At 66.6% G+C, this 17444-nt stretch carries 18 protein-coding genes, 1 tRNA gene and 1 pseudogene; 4 read left to right on the top strand and 16 right to left on the bottom strand.

Annotated elements, in window-relative coordinates:
* The first annotated feature begins 17 nt into the window (after positions 1-17).
* Complete coding sequence (locus QPC17_RS04580) at positions 18-566, top strand: AAA family ATPase (protein ID WP_062612569.1); 549 nt, start codon at positions 18-20, stop codon at positions 564-566.
* Here the strand turns inward: QPC17_RS04580 and QPC17_RS04585 are convergent, their stop codons facing one another.
* Genes QPC17_RS04585 through QPC17_RS04610 form a run of 6 tightly spaced genes read right to left on the bottom strand, consistent with a single transcriptional unit; the run spans position 567 to position 7335 of the window.
* Complete coding sequence (locus QPC17_RS04585) at positions 567-1439, bottom strand: FKBP-type peptidyl-prolyl cis-trans isomerase (RefSeq protein WP_062612570.1); 873 nt, start codon at positions 1437-1439, stop codon at positions 567-569.
* Positions 1432-2802 (bottom strand): Pup--protein ligase, encoded by a 1371-nt coding sequence (gene pafA, locus QPC17_RS04590; protein WP_244899206.1) that lies wholly within the window; start codon positions 2800-2802, stop codon positions 1432-1434. The genes QPC17_RS04585 and pafA overlap by 8 nt, the downstream gene beginning before the upstream one ends.
* Complete coding sequence (locus QPC17_RS04595) at positions 2799-2981, bottom strand: ubiquitin-like protein Pup (protein WP_062612573.1); 183 nt, start codon at positions 2979-2981, stop codon at positions 2799-2801. Before QPC17_RS04595 ends, pafA begins: the two co-directional genes overlap by 4 nt.
* A 39-nt stretch (positions 2982-3020) precedes the next feature.
* The gene (gene dop / locus QPC17_RS04600) at positions 3021-4607 is read right to left on the bottom strand and encodes a depupylase/deamidase Dop (RefSeq protein WP_070447414.1); all 1587 of its coding nucleotides are present in this window, start codon (positions 4605-4607) and stop codon (positions 3021-3023) included.
* A complete protein-coding gene (gene arc, locus QPC17_RS04605) occupies positions 4604-6250 on the bottom strand; it encodes a proteasome ATPase (protein WP_070445205.1) in 1647 nt (548 codons plus the stop codon). Before arc ends, dop begins: the two co-directional genes overlap by 4 nt.
* The gene (locus QPC17_RS04610; protein WP_062612578.1) at positions 6247-7335 is read right to left on the bottom strand and encodes a tRNA (adenine-N1)-methyltransferase; all 1089 of its coding nucleotides are present in this window, start codon (positions 7333-7335) and stop codon (positions 6247-6249) included. Before QPC17_RS04610 ends, arc begins: the two co-directional genes overlap by 4 nt.
* 125 nt (positions 7336-7460) lie before the next feature.
* On the opposite strand from QPC17_RS04610, the gene QPC17_RS04615 reads away from it, so the two are divergent.
* A complete protein-coding gene (locus QPC17_RS04615; RefSeq protein WP_349018034.1) occupies positions 7461-8207 on the top strand; it encodes a RecB family exonuclease in 747 nt (248 codons plus the stop codon).
* A 50-nt stretch (positions 8208-8257) separates the two neighbouring features.
* On the opposite strand, the gene QPC17_RS04620 is transcribed toward QPC17_RS04615, so the two are convergent.
* Positions 8258-8911 (bottom strand): HAD family hydrolase, encoded by a 654-nt coding sequence (locus tag QPC17_RS04620; protein ID WP_068538281.1) that lies wholly within the window; start codon positions 8909-8911, stop codon positions 8258-8260.
* Positions 8912-8919: 8 nt separating this feature from the next.
* Positions 8920-9753 (bottom strand): undecaprenyl-diphosphate phosphatase, encoded by an 834-nt coding sequence (locus tag QPC17_RS04625; RefSeq protein ID WP_070445208.1) that lies wholly within the window; start codon positions 9751-9753, stop codon positions 8920-8922.
* Positions 9754-9804: 51 nt separating this feature from the next.
* On the opposite strand from QPC17_RS04625, the gene QPC17_RS04630 reads away from it, so the two are divergent.
* Positions 9805-10740, top strand: coding sequence for an aldo/keto reductase (locus QPC17_RS04630; RefSeq protein ID WP_285321227.1), 936 nt, complete (start codon positions 9805-9807; stop codon positions 10738-10740).
* On the opposite strand, the gene QPC17_RS04635 is transcribed toward QPC17_RS04630, so the two are convergent.
* The 6 genes from QPC17_RS04635 to QPC17_RS04660 form a co-directional block, all read right to left on the bottom strand.
* On the bottom strand, positions 10737-11105 hold the full coding sequence (locus tag QPC17_RS04635; RefSeq protein WP_068538278.1) for a hypothetical protein: 369 nt from the start codon (positions 11103-11105) through the stop codon (positions 10737-10739). The two genes, QPC17_RS04630 and QPC17_RS04635, sit on opposite strands and share 4 nt — an antisense overlap.
* 47 nt (positions 11106-11152) lie before the next feature.
* Entirely contained in the window at positions 11153-12478 is a 1326-nt protein-coding gene (locus QPC17_RS04640; protein ID WP_062612590.1) for a M20/M25/M40 family metallo-hydrolase, read from the bottom strand.
* Positions 12475-13698, bottom strand: a complete 1224-nt coding sequence (locus tag QPC17_RS04645) for a glutamate--cysteine ligase (protein ID WP_068538275.1) — start codon at positions 13696-13698, stop codon at positions 12475-12477. The genes QPC17_RS04640 and QPC17_RS04645 overlap by 4 nt, the downstream gene beginning before the upstream one ends.
* Positions 13699-13700: 2 nt before the next feature.
* Positions 13701-14429, bottom strand: a complete 729-nt coding sequence (locus QPC17_RS04650) for a glutamine amidotransferase-related protein (protein ID WP_062612593.1) — start codon at positions 14427-14429, stop codon at positions 13701-13703.
* Between the two features lie 30 nt (positions 14430-14459).
* Positions 14460-15302, bottom strand: a complete 843-nt coding sequence (gene aroE, locus QPC17_RS04655) for a shikimate dehydrogenase (protein ID WP_062612595.1) — start codon at positions 15300-15302, stop codon at positions 14460-14462.
* A gap of 57 nt (positions 15303-15359) precedes the next feature.
* Positions 15360-15444, bottom strand: a tRNA-Leu gene (locus QPC17_RS04660).
* A gap of 142 nt (positions 15445-15586) precedes the next feature.
* Here QPC17_RS04660 and QPC17_RS04665 point away from each other — a divergent pair.
* A pseudogene (locus tag QPC17_RS04665) lies at positions 15587-16018 on the top strand (pyrophosphohydrolase domain-containing protein); the annotation flags it as partial.
* A 220-nt stretch (positions 16019-16238) separates the two neighbouring features.
* Here QPC17_RS04665 and QPC17_RS04670 read toward each other — a convergent pair.
* Together QPC17_RS04670 and QPC17_RS04675 are read right to left on the bottom strand one after the other, a co-directional pair.
* A complete protein-coding gene (locus tag QPC17_RS04670) occupies positions 16239-16772 on the bottom strand; it encodes a GNAT family N-acetyltransferase (protein WP_068539234.1) in 534 nt (177 codons plus the stop codon).
* A gap of 197 nt (positions 16773-16969) precedes the next feature.
* Entirely contained in the window at positions 16970-17428 is a 459-nt protein-coding gene (locus QPC17_RS04675) for a hypothetical protein (protein WP_062612600.1), read from the bottom strand.
* Between the last annotated feature and the right edge of the window lie 16 nt (positions 17429-17444).

Consider the following 17444-nt stretch of genomic DNA (forward strand, 5'->3'; position numbering starts at 1 on the left):
GATTTAGGATGTGAGCCGTGAACGACCACCCAGCGAACACCGCCGCCCGCGCCTGCATTGTGGCCGAACAGATCGGGCCAGGGCGGTGCCTGGTAGGCATCGACGGGCGCTCCGGCTCGGGCAAAACCACCCTCGCCCGCGCGCTCGCGGTCCTTCTCGAGCGGCGCGTCGAAATCATCGAAGTTGAGCTCTTCATCGGCGGCTGGGACGCACTCACCTCCGACATCGGGCGCGTAGCCGAGCTCGCCCGGGACCTCCGCCGCGGCCACGCTACCGCCCGGGCATGGGACTGGCACGAGGGCCGCTGGGGACGAAACGTGTGGATCCCGCAGACCGGCGAGGCCGACGTCGTGATCATCACCGGATGCGGCGCCACGTCCGCGCCCGTACGCGAGCACCTCGACCTCACCGTCTGGATTGAGGCCCCCGAAGCCGTGCGCCGGGAACGTGTGCGCGCTCGCGACCCCTACGACTGGTCAGCGCACTGGGACACCTGGGCGCGCCAGGAGGAGGCCCTACTCGCGCAGTTCCCCTCGAACGCGCGCAACGACCTCATTCTGCGGTGATCATTCATCCGTAATCTTGGCCAGCACGTCGATGACGATCGCCACGTCCGCGTCCCCCTGCGCCATCTCCGCCGGGATTCCCAGCGCCAGGCGCGAGCCCACCCGGGCGTCCTTGAGCCCGTCCCGAAGGCCGTCGAAGACATCGTCGACGGGCATGACCACCGGGCGCGGCGCGTCCCACGTGTTTTCAATGACGGCGCCGTCGACCGAGATCAGCAGGTAGTTGACGACGACCGTGTCGCCGGCCTCCACCTGCTCCCCGCCACCCCGGATGATCGCCGCAGAGGTCAGCGCGCTCACCTCGCCTCCGCCAGCGACGACGACGGGACGGCCGGCCTCGTCCGTGCTGACGCCGGGCAGGCCTCCGCCCGCCTGGAGGTCGCCCGGTTCGCCGGGCAGGACGGTGGGAAGGATGTCGATAACCGAGATGATGCCCGCCCGCGGGGTCTCGGGCTCGATGAGCACGATGCGGCTGCCCTCGGCTTCGCCGATCACGTAGCCGGCATAGTAGCCCAGCGACTCCGAGCCGGTCGCGCCCGTGTAATAGCGCGAACCGGTCTCCGTGGTCAGCCCATCCTCGCGCAGGTAGAACGTGCTCACCCGGGCAAGAACCTGGCCGCCCTCCTCGATCGTGCGACCCGTGCCAGCGATGTCGACACTCGAGAAGGCGTCCGCCAGCCCCTCATCCGTTGAAAAACTCGCGTTGCCGTTCACGATCACCGCCACCGAGGCGCCGAACGAGCCGGCCACCTCCACCGAGATCGGTTCGCGCGCCAACGCGATCCGGTACTGGGCGCTGGCAACGGCGAAGCCCATCGTGAGTCCCAGAATGACGCCGAAGATCGCCAGCCCGACGCGCTGCCACCTACTCACCGATGATCTCCATCAGCTCCTCAACCTCGGCGCTAACCGGGTTGAACGGGTCCTTGAGAAGGACCTGGTGGGCGCCCGCGTCCTCGAGCAGGCGGATGTTCATCCAGTCGACCATGTAATCGCGCCGGTGCTCCATGGCGAGCGCCACGAAGTCCCCACGCACCTTCGCCCGGGTCGTCTGCGGTGGGATACCCATCGCCTGGGCGATCGTGTCGTCAGAGATAAGCTTCTTCAGCCCGCCGCTGGCCTCGAGCTTGTGGCGCAGGCCGGCGCCCGTGATGTCGTGCCAGGCCAGGTCGAGGCGCTGCACCCGCGCGTCGTCAAGGCCGGTGCCCAGGCGCTCGGCCAGGCGGCCCAACAGCTTGCGCTTGGCAATCCAGTCGATCTCGGTGGAAAGCGAGTCGTGGTCGCCGCGATCGAGGGCGTCGAGCGTGCGGCCCCACAGGTCAAAGACGTAGGCGCGCAGCGGATCGAGGCCCATCCAGCCGTTGGCCTCGAAGTGGGCGCGCACGAGGTCATGGACCTCGCGCTGGATGTCGATCGCGCGCATCGTGGTGCCGTCGGCCAGCTTGAGCACCGCCCCGCACGTCGTGTCCGCCGAGACCTCGCGGATCGCCCGCACCGGGTCAGCCAGGGCACGGTTCGGCAGGCGCAGCCCGTCCTCCACCGCGTCCAACACGGCCTCCGTGGCGCCCATCTTGAGCGCGGCCGTGGCATCGCACATGTTCGAGTCCCCCACAATCACGTGCATGCGCCGGTAAAGCTCTGCGTCCCCGTGGGGTTCGTCGCGGGTATTGACCATCGGCCGGGAGCGGGTGGTGGCCGCCGAGACGGCGTCGTTCATCTTGTCCGCCCGCTGGGAGATGCGGTAGCTGGCGCCCTCCGGGCCCACGTGCAGGTAGCCGGCACCCACCATGATCTGGCGCGTGACGAAGTACGGAATGAGGCCGTCGATGCGCTGGCGAAAGTCGCGCCGGCGGCGCACCAAGTAGTTCTCGTGGCAGCCGAAGGAGTTGCCGTAGGAATCGAGGTTGTTCTTGAACAGGTGCATCCGCCCGCCCGAAAGCTTGACCTCCGCCTCGGCCGCCATCTGCGCGTACAGGGCGTCGCCCGCGCGGTCATTGGCCAGCAGATCGGCCAGCTGATCGCACTCGGCGGTGGCGTACTCTGGATGGGCCCCGACGTCGAGGTAAAGCCTGGCGCCGTTGGGTAAAAACGCGTTCGTGGAACGCGCTTTGTGGAGCAGCGGCTCAAAAAGGTGGTGTGCCGTCTCCTCCGGGTCGAGCAGTTGCTCGCCCGTGGTGGTGGAGGCATACAGGAGGCCGTACTCGGTCTCGATGCCCATGATCCGGCGAGGTTTCACTGACCACCCTTTTGCACGAAGCCCTGCACGAAGCCCGTGGCGTTCTCCTCGAGGATCGAATCGATGTCGTCGAGCAGGTCGTCGACGTCGAAGTCGGCCGCCGGCACGTTCACCTGCGGCAGCTCCTGGGCCTCTTCCTCCTCGCGGCGGCGAGGCTGCATAAACTCTTGTTCAGACATAGTTTCCTTTCCGGATCAATTCTAGGGCGAGCGCGCCGCTCAGGCCGTGGTCAGCCTCACGAGGAAATCCTCGACCGAGACTGCGCCCTCGAGGATCTCCCCCACGAGCTCGCGCGTGGCACGCTCGGGGTGCATGAGCGGGATGCGCACCAGCGAATCGTAGCCGGGTACGTCCAACGTCACCCCGTCCCAGCCGGCGGCCGCCACCCGCTCCGGGAAGCGGCGGATGAGCTCGCCGCGCAGGTAGGCGCGCGTGGACTCGGGCGCGTGGCGCACCGCCCACATCACCTGCTCCGGGCCGAAGAGCCGCTCGATGCGCCCTGCCTGGTCGAGCCGGTTGACGATCGAGCGCTCCGGGCGCAGGTCGTGCCACTGCAGGTCGAAGGCGCGCAGCTTGTCGTTATCCCACGAGCCGCCAGTGCGCTGGCGCATCGAATCGAGCATCTGGTACTTGGCCACCCACTCCACCTTGCCCGAGGCGGCAAAGATGTCGGTGCGCAGCAGGTCGAGCACCTCCTGCCAGGTGGCCAGGATCTCGCGGGTGTCGAAGTCCACCTCACAGCGCCCCTCGAGAGCCGTGCGTACGGCGTCGAGGTAAATCTGCTGGATATCGATGGCCGTGCGCTGGGAGCCGTCCTGCATGTCAATGAGGCGGGTGAGGCTCGGGTCGTGTGAGACCTCCCACGTAGCGCGCACCGGCTCTAGCAGCATCATCGCATCCATGCCGAGCGGCAACGCCTCCTGCTCGAGCATCCAAAGCACAAGCGAAGTGGTGCCCACCTTGAGCAGGTTCGACACGTCGAACTGGTTCGCGTCCCCGCCGATCACGTGCAGGCGCCGGTAGCGGGCCGCTTCCGCGTGCGGCTCGTCGCGCGTGTTGATGATGGGGCGGTTGAAGGTGGTCTCCAGCCCCACATCGTTTTCCACGTAGTCCGCGCGCTGGGAGATCTGAAAGCCCGGCTGCTGCGACTTTTGCCCTAGACCCAGCCGTCCGGCCCCGCACAGGATCGGCCGGGTGACGAAGAACGGCGTCATGTAGCGGATGATGTCGGTGAAGTCGAGGGAGCGGTCCACCGTGTAGTTTTCGTGCGTGCCATAAGCCGCGCCCTTGCCGTCCACGTTATTCTTATAGATGACGACGTGGCGGCCGGCCTCGGCCAGCAGGTCCATCGCCTCCGCCGCGATGTAGTCCCCCGCCCGGTCCCACAAGATCGCTTCGCGCGGGTTCGTCACCTCCGGCGCCGAGTATTCAGGGTGAGCGTGGTCCACATAGAGGCGCGCGCCGTTGGTCAGCACCGCGTTGGCCGCGTGCGGCAGGGCGAGCTCGGCCTCCGATGGGCGCGCCACCCGCTCCAACGCGTCGCCCGACGGGGCGGGTGCGGCCGGATCGTCGGTCAGGAGCGACGGGTGGGCCGCGGCCCGGTCGAGCCGGTAGCCTCGGGCGTCGTTGAGCGGGTCCTCCCCGTGATAGTCCCAGCGGATCGCGCCCGCCCCGCCCGAGGCGCTGCCGCGCCCGCCGTAAGCGTCCACTACCTCGGTGGACAACACGATGGGGTTCGCCCGCGGATTGCCCGCGTCCGTGATCCCAAACTCTGTCTCGAGCCCGATCCCTCGCCTCACGCTCATATCAGTCCCTTCCTCACGACACCGTCCCATTCCGTTACCGGCCGCTCGGGCGCCGGGGCCTGGTCACTTTCGACCTTCCGGGTAACCAGCGATTTGACGAACGTGACCCGCTTGCCCGAACCGCGTCCGTGGATGCGGGCCCACTCATCGGGGCTGGTCATCTGGGTCAGGTCCTCGTTCTCGCGCATCTCCTCGGCCAGCGCGGTGAGCATGTGGGAGGTGCGGATCCCGCGCTCGCGGGAGGCCAGCAGGTCCTTGATCGCCAGCTTCTTTGCCCGGTCCACGATCGCGGCCAGCATCGCGCCCGAGACGAAGTCGGACACGTAGAGCACCTCGCTCGAGCCGTCCGCGTAGGAGACCTCCACGAACTCGTTATCCGAGTCCCGGGTGAAGAGGCGCTCGACCGTGGCGCGGGCCATCGCGCGGACCGCCGCCGCGGCGTCGCCGTGGGCCTCGATCTCCGCGGGGTGGATCGGTAGGTCGGGCGTGAGGTACTTCAAGATGATGTCCCACGCGCCGTGCTGGTTCGGCCGCTCGATGCGGATCTTGATGTCGAGGCGCCCGGGGCGCAGGATCGCGGGGTCAATCATGTCCTCGCGGTTCGAGGCGCCAATGACGATGACGTTGTCCAGCTGCTCGACGCCGTCGATCTCGGCCAGCAACTGCGGGACCACGGTCGTCTCCACGTCTGAGGAAATGCCCGAGCCGCGCGTGCGGAACAGCGCCTCCATCTCGTCGAAAAAGATGACGACGGGGATTCCCGACGCCGCCCTGTCACGCGCCCGGGAGAAAATCTCGCGGATCTGGCGCTCGGTTTCGCCCACGTACTTATCCAGCAGCTGGGGGCCCTTAATGTTGAGGAAGTAGGAGCGGGACTTTGCCTGTCCGTCGCGCCGGGAGATCTTCTCCGCCAGCGAAGTGGCCACGGCCCGCGCGATGAGGGTCTTGCCCGTGCCGGGCGGGCCGTAGAGCAATACACCCTTGGGTGGCTTGAGACCGTGCTCCCGGTAGAGCTCGGGCTGCTCGAAGGGCAGTTCCACCGAGTCCTTGATCTGCACGATCTGCGCGTCCAGGCCGCCGATGTCCTCGTAGGACACGTTCGGCACTTCCTCGAGCAGGAGGTGTTCGACATCGGGGCGCTCCACGTGCTCGAGGATGAAGCCCGAGCGCAGGTCCGCCAGCACCGTGTCACCAACCTGAACCCCCTGGTCCTGGAGGCGGCCGGAGATCCGGAGCACCCGCTCGTCGTCGGCATGGACCTGCACGAGCACGCGCGAGGCGTCAATCACCAGCTTGACCGTGACGATCTCACCCGTGCGCTCATACGTGGTAGCGCCGACGACGACGAGCGCCTCGTTAAGCAACAGCTCCTGACCTGGCCGGATGCGGCCGAGCTCGACCAGGGTGGAGGCGGACAGGATCATCTTGCGGCCGTTGACGAGCGCGGTGACCTCGTGGCGCTCATGGTTGGCGCCGAGGAACGTGGCGGTGGAGCCCGGCGGCTGGGAAAGCTTTTCTACCTGCTCGGACAGCTCCTGGATCCGCTTGCGCGACTTTTGTAGTGCGCCGGCAAGCCGGTCGTTCTTTTCCTCGAGCGAGGCGATCGCGGTCTGCAGCCCGAAGATTTCTCCCTGGTCGCTCACTTGTCTTCCTCCCGCTGGCGGTTGCGCTCGGCCGCCTCCTCATCCAACTCGCGGCGCATCTTCACACTATTGTCCCCCGCTTCCGAGTATCCGGAAACTTCCACGTCCGCGCGGTGCGCCACATCGCGGCGGACCTTGCGTAGCTTCTTTTCCGAGATCGCGCGCTGGGGCAGGTCGGCCGGGTCCCAGTTCTCCCACTCGGGCAGGTCCGGGCGGGCGGCCGGGGCCGGGCGCCTCGTGGGCACGAGCGGGGACGAACCACGGGCGATCCTGCGGGCGATCACGAGGAAGCCGGTGTGCCCGACCATCGAATGGTTCGGGCGCACCGCCAGCCCATCCAGGTGCCAGCTACGTAGCATGGTCTCGAACGCGTCCGGCTCGGTGAAGTACTGGCTGTCGCGCAACTTTTCGACAAAGCGGGACAGCTGGGTCGTCGTGGTGACGTAACCGACGACGACGCCGCCCGAGCGCAACGCCCGAGCCGCGGGCTTGATGACCTCCCAGGGGGCGAGCATGTCGAGCACCACGTGGTCGAGGGATTCTTCGGCCATCTCTTCCAGCGCGGCGGCGGCCTCCCCCACGAGCAGCTCCCAGGGCGGAACGGCAGGCCCGTACCAGGATTCGACGTTGGCCTGGGCGATCTGGGCGAACTCGTAGCGGCGCTCGCAGGAGGTAAGGTGGCCCTCCGGGCCGATCGCGGCGAGGAGGGACAGCGACAGGGCACCCGATCCGACCCCGGCCTCGAAGACGCGGGCACCCGGGAAGAGGTCGCCCTGCTGGATAATCTGGCCGGCGTCCTTGGGGTAGACCGGGGTGGCGCCGCGTGGCATGGAGAGCACGTAGTCGGCCACCAGCGGGCGCAGGGCCTGGAGCACGTGGCCGGTCTCGGTCTCGAAGACCGTTCCCTCAGGTTTGCCGATGAGCTCCCGGTGGCGGAAATTGCCGCGCTGGGACTGGAAGTAGCCGTCGTGGGTGAGGAGCGTGGTGTACTTGCGGCCCTTGGTGTCTGTGAGCTGGACGCGCTCGCCAGCGCGGAACGGGCCGCGGCGGCGGTCGGCGCCGAGCGGATGTGGATAGGTACTCATTGGATTCATCTTACGGAAAATTGTCGGAGGCAGTCGCTACGGTTAGGAGCATGAAACGTCACGCTGCCATTTCGCCCTCACGGGCCAACGATTTTAAGTCCTGCCCACTCAAATTTCGCTTCCGGGTGATCGATAAGCTGCCAGAGCCCCCGTCGGTGGAAGCGCTGCGCGGCACGCTCATCCACGCCGTGCTCGAGCACCTGTACGATTCGCCTGCGCTCGAGCGCACGCCCGAACGCGCCCAAGAGCTCCTCGATCCGATGTGGGCCACGCACCTGGAGAAGGAGCCACAGGCGCGGGAGCTGTTCGATTCAGAGCAGGCGCTGGAGGAATGGCTCGGAAGCGCCCGGCCGCTGATCGCGAACTACTTCAAGCTGGAAAACCCCGTCTTCCTCGAACCCTTCGCACGCGAGGAGTTCGTGAACGCCACCCTGCCCTCGGGCCTGGCGATCCGTGGGATCATTGACCGGATCGATCGGGCCCCGAACGGGCAGATCCGCGTGGTGGATTACAAGACGGGCAAGTCACCCTCCCCGCGATTCCAGGGCGAGGCGATCTTCCAGATGAGGTTCTATTCGGCCGCGCTCTACTTCGCGGAGGGCACGCTGCCTACCCGCACCCAGCTCATCTACCTCAAGGACGGGCGCGTGCTCACCTACGATCCAGTGCCGGCGGACGTGGACGCGTTGGCCATGGAGGTCGATGCGCTGTGGTCCGGCATCCGCGCCCGGCTGGAGGACGGCTTCGAGGCGAAGAAGGGCCCGCTGTGCAACTGGTGTCACTTCCAAAGCATCTGCCCGGCCTTCGGCAACCAGGCACCGGAGATGAGCGAGGCCGGGGCGAAGGACCTGCTGACGGCCGAGGTGGGCTGAGCGGGCTGTAAGCCGGGTCGCGGCGTCGTGAAGGGCTCGAGGGTGGCGGTTTAGGGCATGACGGCGCGGAAGAAGGCCTCGTCCACGTCTGCGAGTGAGTCGATGAGGATCGCTCCGTCCACGCCGGAGATGTCCACCTTGAGCGGCACGCCCACGGTCACGCACCCGGCGGCGAGCGCGGAGGTCAGCCCGTGCACGGAGTCCTCGAAGGCGAGCGTGCGCTCGGCGGGCACGCCCAGGCGCTCGATGCCCATGAGGTAGGGCTCCGGGTCAGGCTTGCCGATGAGGGTCTGGTCGCCAGTCACGGCCACCTCGAGCGTGCCGGCCGGGGCCTGCTCCAAGGCGAGCTGGGCGAAGGCCATGTGGGAGGCGGTCACCAGCGCGCTCGGAATCCCTAGGCGGGCCACCAACTCAAGTATCTCGTAGGCGCCCGGACGCCAGGGCATCCCCTGCTCGCGCCCAATCGCGGCGACTCGCTCGGTCAGCATCCACCCCAGCTCGGCCGGCTCGATGTCGATCTCGAGCATGGTGGCCAGGTGGGTGGCGGCGTCGATGAGGTTGAGCCCGATGATGTCCATCTCGTCCCCGGCGCGCCAGGGCCGACCCAGCTCGCCTAGCACCTCGGTTTCCGCCTGGAACCATAGTTTTTCGGTGTCGGTCAGGGTCCCATCCATGTCGAACAGGATCCCCCATGGCAAAGACATGACGCTCCTTACGCGCTCATCATTCCCTGGCCGAGCAGGAAGACCAGCAGGCCGGCCAGCAGGAGTCGGTAAATGACGAATGGCAGGTAGTTCTTGGTCTCCACCAGCTTGAGGAAGCCCACAATCACGGCGTATCCCACCACGAACGCCATCGCGGTGGCCACGAACGTGGGCATCGCGCCGGCCTGGGGGCCGGTGCCGTCGTCGGTAAAGAGCCGGTAGAAGCCCGAGCCGAGCACGGCCGGGACGGCGAGGAAGAAGGAGATGCGGGCGGCGGCCACGCGCGTGTAGCCGAGCGCGAGGCCCACCGTAATCGTGCCGCCGGAGCGCGACACGCCCGGCACCAGGGCCATCGCCTGGGCGAAGCCGAGCGTAATGCCGTCGCGCAGGCTCATCTGCTCCAGGCTCAGGCGGCGCTTGCCGTAGCGGTCGGCGAGGGCGAGCAAGATTGCGAACACGGCGAGCATGAGCGCCGTGATGTAGAGGTTCCTGAACGTCGTGTCGATCCAGGTCTCTAAGAGCAGGCCGAGCATGACGATCGGGATCGAGCCGAGGATGACGATCCAGCCCATGCGGGCGTCGGGATCGGTGGAGGGCGTGCGCTTCCACGGGCCGGGCAGCGAGGTGACCCAGCGCTCGATGATCCGCCAGATGTCCTTCCGGAAATACAGGAGGACCGCCACCTCGGTGCCGATCTGGGTGACGGCCGTGAAGGTGACGCCCGGGTCTCCTAGCGAGGGGAACAGCTCGCCCACGATGCGCAGGTGCGCCGAGGAGGAGATCGGCAGGAACTCGGTGAGCCCTTGAACAATTCCTAATATGATGGCTTCGAAAATACCCACGCGCCCAAGCCTAAACCAGTTGCGGCGCGATCGTACGTTAGGCTCAGGGATATGAAGCACACGTTTTTGGGCGGCAGTGGCCTGCGTATGGGCAGCCTCGGGCTCGGCACCCTCACCTGGGGGCGCGACACGGACGTCGAGGACGCCACCAAGATGGTCACGGCTCTGCTCAACCACGGCGGCACCACGATTGACGTCTCCCCCGTCTACGGCGACGGCCTGGCCCAGCAGGTGCTCGGCTCGATCTTCTCCGGCGGCGTGGACCGCTCAGAGGTAGTCATCATCGCCCATGCAGGAGAGTTTTATCACGACGACGGGGTGCGGTTTAACGGCGGACACGCGGCCCTGACCGCCTCGCTCAACGCCACGCTGACCGAGCTCGGCACCACGTACGTGGACGTGTTGCAGGTGGCGGCGCCCGACCCGCGCGTCGGAATCGAGGAGCAGCTGGAGAGCCTGGCGCAGATCGTGCGAAGCGGGGCCGCGCGCTACATTGGCCTGGCCAACCATCCGGCGTGGCGGGTGGCCCGTGCCGCGCAGTACCTGGCTGACCTTCACCTGCCGCGGCTCGCCGCGATCGGGGCCGAGTATTCAGTGCTGCACCGCCAGCCGGGCGGAGACCTGACGGCAGTCGCGCGTGAGTTCGACCTGGGGATTATCGCCCAGGCGCCGCTTGCCGGCGGGGTGCTGACCGGGAAGTATCGCCACACGATTCCTGCGACATCGCGGGCGGCCACCGAGCACCTGTCCGCGACCGTGGATCCCTACCTCACCGACAAGCCTCGCCGCATCGTCGAGGCCGTGACCAAAGCCGCCGACGGCCTGGGGCGCACACCGGCCGACGTCTCTCTCGCCTGGCTCCTCGATCAGCCGCAGGTGACGACAGCGCTCATCGGCGCGCGCACGCACGCCCAGTTTGACCAAGTCCTGTCCCTGCCGATCGAGCCGCTACCCGGGCCGGTCGTGCAGGCGATCTCCGAGATTTAGAGGTTGAACTCCTCCAGGTCGTCCTCGTCGAAGTCCTCGTCGAAGTCCTCGTCATCATCGAAGTCGTCGAAGTGATCGTCGTCGTCGAAATCGTCATCATCTAGCTCGTCGTCGAGATCGTCATCGTCGTCGTCCGACTCGTCGAAATCGTCGTCGTGATCGTCGTAGTCGTACGTATCGAGCGGGGTCTCCACGCCGTACTGGGTGTAGAGGGCGTCGTCGTAGACCGTGTAGGCGTCCGCAAGCGCATCGGCCGCCGCCACGACGGAAGGATCCTCTGGATCGCGCGCCGAGATCGCCGCCGCGTTGAACTCCTGAAGTGCAAAGATCAGCCGATCAAATGCCGCTTGTGTTTCGTTAGCCATACCTGAAAGCCTAGCTCACACCGGCGATTTTCTGTACCGCAAACTCCTTAGAGCCGGTCGATGAACTCGCGCAACACCTCGGCGCCGAAGGCGAGGGAGTCGACCGGCACGCGCTCGTCCACCCCATGGAACATCGCCGGGAAGTCGAAGCCCTCTGGCAGGCGCACGGGCGAGAACCCGTAACCCTCGATGCCAAGCGAGCCGAGCGCCTTGTTATCCGTGCCTGCCGAGAGCAGGTAGGGAAGCACGTGCGCGCCCGGGTCCTTGGCCAGCACCGCGGCCGTCATCGCCTCCACGAACGAGCCCTCGGTGGTGGACTCATACCCGTCCATGGACGACAGCCAGCCCACCTCGATGCCCTCGGTCAGCTCCTCGATGCGGCGTGCCACCTCTCTCTCGGTGCCAGGGATGGCCCGCACGTCGGCCGTCGCCTCCGCGCTGCCCGGCACCACGTTCTGCATGTAACCGCCGTTGAACGAGGTGAGGTTGCAGCCCGTGCGCAGCGTGGCGCCCACGTAGGCCTTCGCCGGCCCGAGCGCGTTCACCAGCGCGTTGATGCTCGCCTCGTCGTCGGGGTCGAAGGGCAGGCCGGAGATCTCGGAGGTGCCTTGGAGCAGTTTCGTGACCGTGTCGGTGAGCGTGAGCGGCCAGGGCTCGGAGTCGAGCGCCACGAGCGCGCGGGAGAGCTTGGCAATCGCGTTGTCGTTGTTGATCTGGGAGCCGTGGCCCGCCTTGCCCTCGGCGCGGAAGGTGTACCAGGTCAGCGCCTTCTCCCCCGTCTGTAGCAGGTAGACACGCTCGCCGTTGACGTACGTGTTGTAACCGCCGACCTCCGAGATCGCGTGCGTGGCGCCCTCGAACAGCTCGGGGTGGTGCTCCACTAGCCAGCGGCAGCCCTGGTGGCCGCCCGCCTCCTCGTCGGCGAACATGCCGATAATGAGGTCGCGCGGAGGGACGTAGCCGGTGCGGGCGATCTCGCGCACCACGGCCAGGATCATTGCGTCCATGTTCTTCATGTCCACCGCGCCGCGACCCCACAGGAAGCCGTCTTTCACGACGCCGCCGAACGGGTCCACCGACCAGTCCCTCGCCACCGCTGGCACAACGTCAGTGTGCCCATGGATGACGACGGCGCCCCGGCGCTCGCCCGTGACAGGATCAACCTCGACCTCACGCTTCTTGCCCGGGATGCGCACCACCACCGACGGCCGGCCAGGCGTCGGCCCGAGGTACTCCGGCTCGAGGCCGACCTCGCCCAGCAGGTCCATGACGTAGTCGGCCGCCGGCTTCTCGATCACGTCCCGGCCGTCATTGGACGTGTCGAAACGGATGAGGGTCTGGGCAATCTCGAGGGTTTCGGAGTAGGCGTTCACTGGGGGTCCTTCACGGTCTTTTGTTCCGGGTCGTAGGCCTGGGCGTGCTGTTCCTCGGCGGCGGCAATCCCGTCGAGCTCGCGGGCGTCCGGATCGAGCGGGTGGCCCGCCTCCATCTCCGCGATCATGAAGTCCACGATCGCCTCCCGCGCTCGCTCGAAGTGGGAGCCTGCGCGCAGCATGCGCTGGTAGGGCGCGCCAAGTTCGTGCACGCGGCTCACCATCTGCAGCTCCTCGAGGCAGCCCAGGTCCCGCGCGATCGGGGTTAGTTCCTCGACCATCCGCGCCAGCGTGGTCCCCACCAGCTCCTCGTTGCCCTCCTCATCAAGGATAAGGATCGCGTCCATGCCATAGCGGGCGGCCCGCCACTTGTTCTCCACCACGAACCAGGAGGGTAGGGCGGGAAGCGCGCGGCCGGCGTCGTACTCGCGCGAAAAGTACTCAACCAGGCACTGCGACAGCGCGGCGACCATTCCCACCTCGGACAGATTCGTGGCCGCGTCCGCCACGCGGAACTCGAGCGTGCCGAACTTGGGCGAGGGCCGCACGTCCCAGCGCACCTCGTCGAAATTGGAGATCACGCCCGTCTTGACCATGCCCGCGTAGTAGCCCTCGAGGTCGGCCCAGTTCGTGAACTGGTGCGACACGCCGGCGGTGGGCAGCTGCTGGAAGACCATCGCCCGGTTGTCCGCATAGCCGGTGTTCTTCCCGCTCCAGAACGGGGACGACGCCGTGAGGGCCTGGATGTGGGCGGAGCGGGTGAGCACGGCGCGTAGGATCGGCAGCACCTTGGCGCGGTCCTCGATGCCCACGTGGACGTGGGTGCCGAACAGCAACATCTGCCGCCCCCAGTACCGGGTGCGGTTAACGAGCTCGGCGTAGCGCTCGCTGTCCGTCACGCGCTGGTAGACCGGGTTGGCGAACGGGTGGGTACCCGAGGAAGCGAGCGTGATGCGCATCGGCTCCAGCACCGGCTCGAGGATATCGAGGCATTGACGCAGGTCCGCCACGCATTCGCCCACGCGCTCGTGCGGGCGCGAGACCAGCTCGATCGTGTTGAGCAACATCTCCCCGTGGATCATCGAGGTATCCGCATCGAGCCGGCACACCTCGGCGAGTACTGTGTCGGCCGCCTGGCGCAGGTCGTTCGAATCACGGTCGATGAGCTGGAGCTCCCACTCGATGCCCACGGTCGAGCGGGGCGAGGACGCAAATTCCATGGTCAACTCCTGTACCTGTCCACAAACGCGCCAATGAGCACCGCGCACGCCGCATAGTCATGGCTGGTGGTCTGGGCCCGCACCCGCTCCACCTGCTCGGCGGCAAAGTACACGTCCCCGTAGTAATCGAGGCGCAGCCCCACGCCATCCGCGTCGATCTCGGGGTGGAACTGCACGCCATACACGTTGTCCCCGTATCGGATCGCCTGCACCGGGCACAGCTCCGAGGAGGCCAACACCGTGGTGTTCGCAGGCACCACGCCGATCGCGTCGTCATGCCCCACAATCGCCGGGAACGAATCGGGCAGCTGGGAGAAGATCGGGTCGGCGCGGCCGTCGTCGTTGAGATGAATGGAGACAGTGGACAGCTCCTCGCCGTACTCAGCGCTGAGCGTGCCGCCGAGCGAGAGCGCTACCGCCTGGTGACCGTAGCACAGGCCGAGGAAGGGCAGGTCCTTGGCGAGCACCTGCTTCACCACGTCGAACAGGACCTCCTCGGTGGCGATCTGATCGGGCGTCTTAGCCTCGTCTACCACGCCGAAACCGTACTGCGAACCCGACACGATGATCCCCGCATAGTCCTCCGGGTCGATCTGCGGGCGCTCGGCAAGGGGAAGGTAGACGATCTCGGCGTCGGACAGGCGCCCGTCGCGTTTGACGACGGCGAACTCGTCGCGGCGGATGTCGGCCGCGAAGGCTGGGCGCGCCGCAAGGAAGGCAAACGGTTTCATAGGGACAGCGTAGCGAAGGTGTGGCGCAGTTTAGGAAGTTACGGCCCGGTAGGCCACCTCCATCGGCATGTCGATCCCCAGCCAGATCTTCTCCGCGATCGCCGCTTGGCCCAGCAGCATCCGCAGGCCTTCCACCGTTTTCGCGTCGGCCTCGCGAGCCTCGGCGATGAGGCGGGTGATGCGCGGGTGGTAGACGACGTCGGCCACCGTGTGGCGCGGCGTGATCCATCTCGCATCCACAAGCGTGTCGTCCGCAAGGCGATCCATGCCCACCGAGGTGGCATTGATGATGATGTCCGCCTCGGCGCACGCCGCCTCCAGGCCGCCACCCTCGAACGTCTGCAGCGACAGAGCGCAACCCGTGCGCTCGGAGAGCCGCGAAAGGGTGGCGCCAATCGACTCGAGCTCGGGCTTGGCACGGTTGAACACGCTCACCGCCGCCGCCCCATCGAGCGCCGCCTGGGTCCAGATCGACGACGCCGCTCCCCCGGTCCCCAGCAGCAGGATCCGGCTACCGGTCACGGGTGTGCCCTCCGCCTCGATCTCGCTCAGCAGCCCTGCGCCGTCGGTATTATCCCCGTGCGCGCGGCCACCTCGGAACGTGATCGTGTTAACCGCGTTCATCTCCCGGGCCACTTCGCTCACCGAATCCAGGTGCTCGATCACGTCCGCCTTGAACGGCATCGTGACGTTCGCCCCCGCATAGCCCAACGCGCGCATGGACGCGACCGCCACCCCGGCGTCGTCCACCTCGTGCGCCACGTAAACCGCGTTAATGCCGAGGTGGGCGAAGACCGCGTTGTGCAACTCCGGCGACTTCGAATGACGAGCCGGGTTGCCAATAATTGCGAAAACCTGGGTGCGAGCGTCCATGGCTCTACCATGCCACACGGGCACGAAAAAGGCCGGTATCTCTACCGGCCTCATCTGTGCGCGGAGGGGGACTTGAACCCCCACCCACTATACGTGGACTAGCACCTCAAGCTAGCGCGTCTGCCTATTCCGCCACCCGCGCAGGTGTGCGTTTGCAACAGGTAAGAATCTATCACCGAAGGTCACCTGCGCAAAATCCGCCGCTCACAATTCTTATGTGATCTGAGCCAAGTTGAGCGACAGGGTAAATTGGAGGCATGAATTACGTACCTGATCCGAATCGCCCCGAAGACCTCGTCCGCCAGTTCCACGAAACCTACGGCCTGCCCATCGTCACGGGCACCCCGAACGCCGACCGCGACCGGGTCCACATGCGCATGAGCCTCGTGGCCGAAGAGTTCTCCGAACTCGTGGGAGCCATCTACGGCGCGAAGGCCCGGGCCCTCATTGAGGAGGCCTACGACGCCGCCCGCGCCGCCGACGACCACACGCGCGACACCGTCCAAACTGCCGACGCGCTCGCCGACCTCACCTACGTCATTTACGGCATGGCCCTCGAACTCGGCATCCCGCTCGGCGACGTGCTGCGCGAGGTGCAGGCCTCTAACATGTCCAAACTCGGCGCCGACGGCAAGCCCATCTACCGCGAGGACGGCAAGGTGTTGAAGGGACCCGGCTTCTTCGACCCCGACATCGCGGGAGCGCTCGGGCTGTAGCGGCGCCCGGGCAAGGCGCGGGTCCTGCTCGAAAGCCGGGCGACGGCGTCGTGCGGGAGTCGAACGACGGCTGAAGCCTAAGTCCACGCACCGCTGCACTGCTTGCCACAAGGTTCCTTCATAGTCGACGCACTGCACAGCGTCATCAACTATGATTCCCTGATATTCCTCCTGCTGCTCAGCAGCCACGAGATCTTGGCAAGTGGGATCCCTGCGTCGGTTACGCCTCTTCGATCAAAGCGAGTGGAGCACCACTGGGAACGGGATCGCTGCGCAACCGACCATATGTGCAAACGTCGATCCGTTCGCCGTCGACGAGGAACTTCCCACGCTCCGTTCCCTCTCGAACGAATCCAGCAGCCCTCGCAATATGCCCGGAAGCCGGATTGTTCACTCGGTGTCCCAGTTCCAGACGCTCGAGACCGCGCGCGTTCAGCGCCCACTGCGCAACAGCTACCGCAGCGCGGCTTGTCCAACCACGGCCACGCGCAGACTTCGTCATCCAGTACCAGAACCAGCCGCTGAGATTGGTCTCGTCAACGGTGACACACACGAGTCCAACCAGCACGTCACGTTCAGCGATTGCCCACGCCTCGTGCGGTGAATCCGCCGCGATGAGCCGATCGATGTAGCGCTCAGCGTCCTCCAGTGACGCAACATCCCCCTGCCTAGCCATGTCAGGGGACGCTGTGAATGCTTCAAACACCGCGGGCGCATCCGTAGCACGGAGTCGACGCACCACCACGTTGGTCATCAAGACCTCCCCCGCTCGGCGCGCATCCGGTCAATGAACGCCACAATCGTTTTGGGCATCCTATCAGTTGCTCCCCACTCAAACAGCAGCGTCACCAAACCCGATTCCAGCCCCGGTACCGATCGGCGTCAAAACTCACGGGCCGATCTCCCCGTGACCCGCGGTGCAGATCGTCAGCAGCGGGAGGTGTCGTGAACCTAGCGGGCGTCGTCGATGACCTCGGCGTCCTCGATGTCGTCTTCGAGCGTGAGGGCGAGGATCTTGGCCGAGAGAGAATCGAGGCGTTCCTCGAGGTGGCGCATGTTACCCCGGCGCACCTTGCCCTTCATCGAGGACACGACCGGCAGGGAGTTCTCCAACCCGTCCAGCTCGCGCCGCCACGCCGTGGCCTGCTCCGCCACGGAGGCGTTGTTCGCCGTGCCGTAAAGGTAGGTCGTCTGCTGGCGGAGCACCTCGATGCGGGTCTGCAACCGCGGCGCTCCCCGCTTCACCTTTGACACCCCCGCCAGCGCGCCGAGGCGGCCCTTGAGGCTATCGAAGAAGTCCGGGTTGTCATCCATGAGCTTGCGGATCTGCGGGCCGTACTTGCGAACAACCTCGAAGACCACCGGCCCCGCCGTCGTCGCGATCTTCAAAAGCATCTTCATTTTGCCCATGCCTGGCCCCTTTCGT

The sequence above is a fragment of the Trueperella bernardiae genome (assembly GCF_030246965.1).
Lineage (GTDB): Bacteria > Actinomycetota > Actinomycetes > Actinomycetales > Actinomycetaceae > Trueperella > Trueperella bernardiae.

Bases quoted from the DNA above. Each gene is read 5' to 3' on its own strand.
- QPC17_RS04630 (WP_285321227.1), top strand. From the start codon at position 9,805: ATGAAGCACACGTTTTTGGGCGGCAGTGGCCTGCGTATGGGCAGCCTC.
- QPC17_RS04635 (WP_068538278.1), bottom strand. From the start codon at position 11,105: ATGGCTAACGAAACACAAGCGGCATTTGATCGGCTGATCTTTGCACTT.
- QPC17_RS04620 (WP_068538281.1), bottom strand. From the start codon at position 8,911: ATGTCTTTGCCATGGGGGATCCTGTTCGACATGGATGGGACCCTGACC.
- QPC17_RS04675 (WP_062612600.1), bottom strand. From the start codon at position 17,428: ATGGGCAAAATGAAGATGCTTTTGAAGATCGCGACGACGGCGGGGCCG.
- QPC17_RS04610 (WP_062612578.1), bottom strand. From the start codon at position 7,335: ATGAGTACCTATCCACATCCGCTCGGCGCCGACCGCCGCCGCGGCCCG.
- QPC17_RS04595 (WP_062612573.1), bottom strand. From the start codon at position 2,981: ATGTCTGAACAAGAGTTTATGCAGCCTCGCCGCCGCGAGGAGGAAGAG.
- QPC17_RS04670 (WP_068539234.1), bottom strand. From the start codon at position 16,772: ATGACCAACGTGGTGGTGCGTCGACTCCGTGCTACGGATGCGCCCGCG.
- aroE (WP_062612595.1), bottom strand. From the start codon at position 15,302: ATGGACGCTCGCACCCAGGTTTTCGCAATTATTGGCAACCCGGCTCGT.
- QPC17_RS04650 (WP_062612593.1), bottom strand. From the start codon at position 14,429: ATGAAACCGTTTGCCTTCCTTGCGGCGCGCCCAGCCTTCGCGGCCGAC.
- QPC17_RS04645 (WP_068538275.1), bottom strand. From the start codon at position 13,698: ATGGAATTTGCGTCCTCGCCCCGCTCGACCGTGGGCATCGAGTGGGAG.
- dop (WP_070447414.1), bottom strand. From the start codon at position 4,607: ATGAGCGTGAGGCGAGGGATCGGGCTCGAGACAGAGTTTGGGATCACG.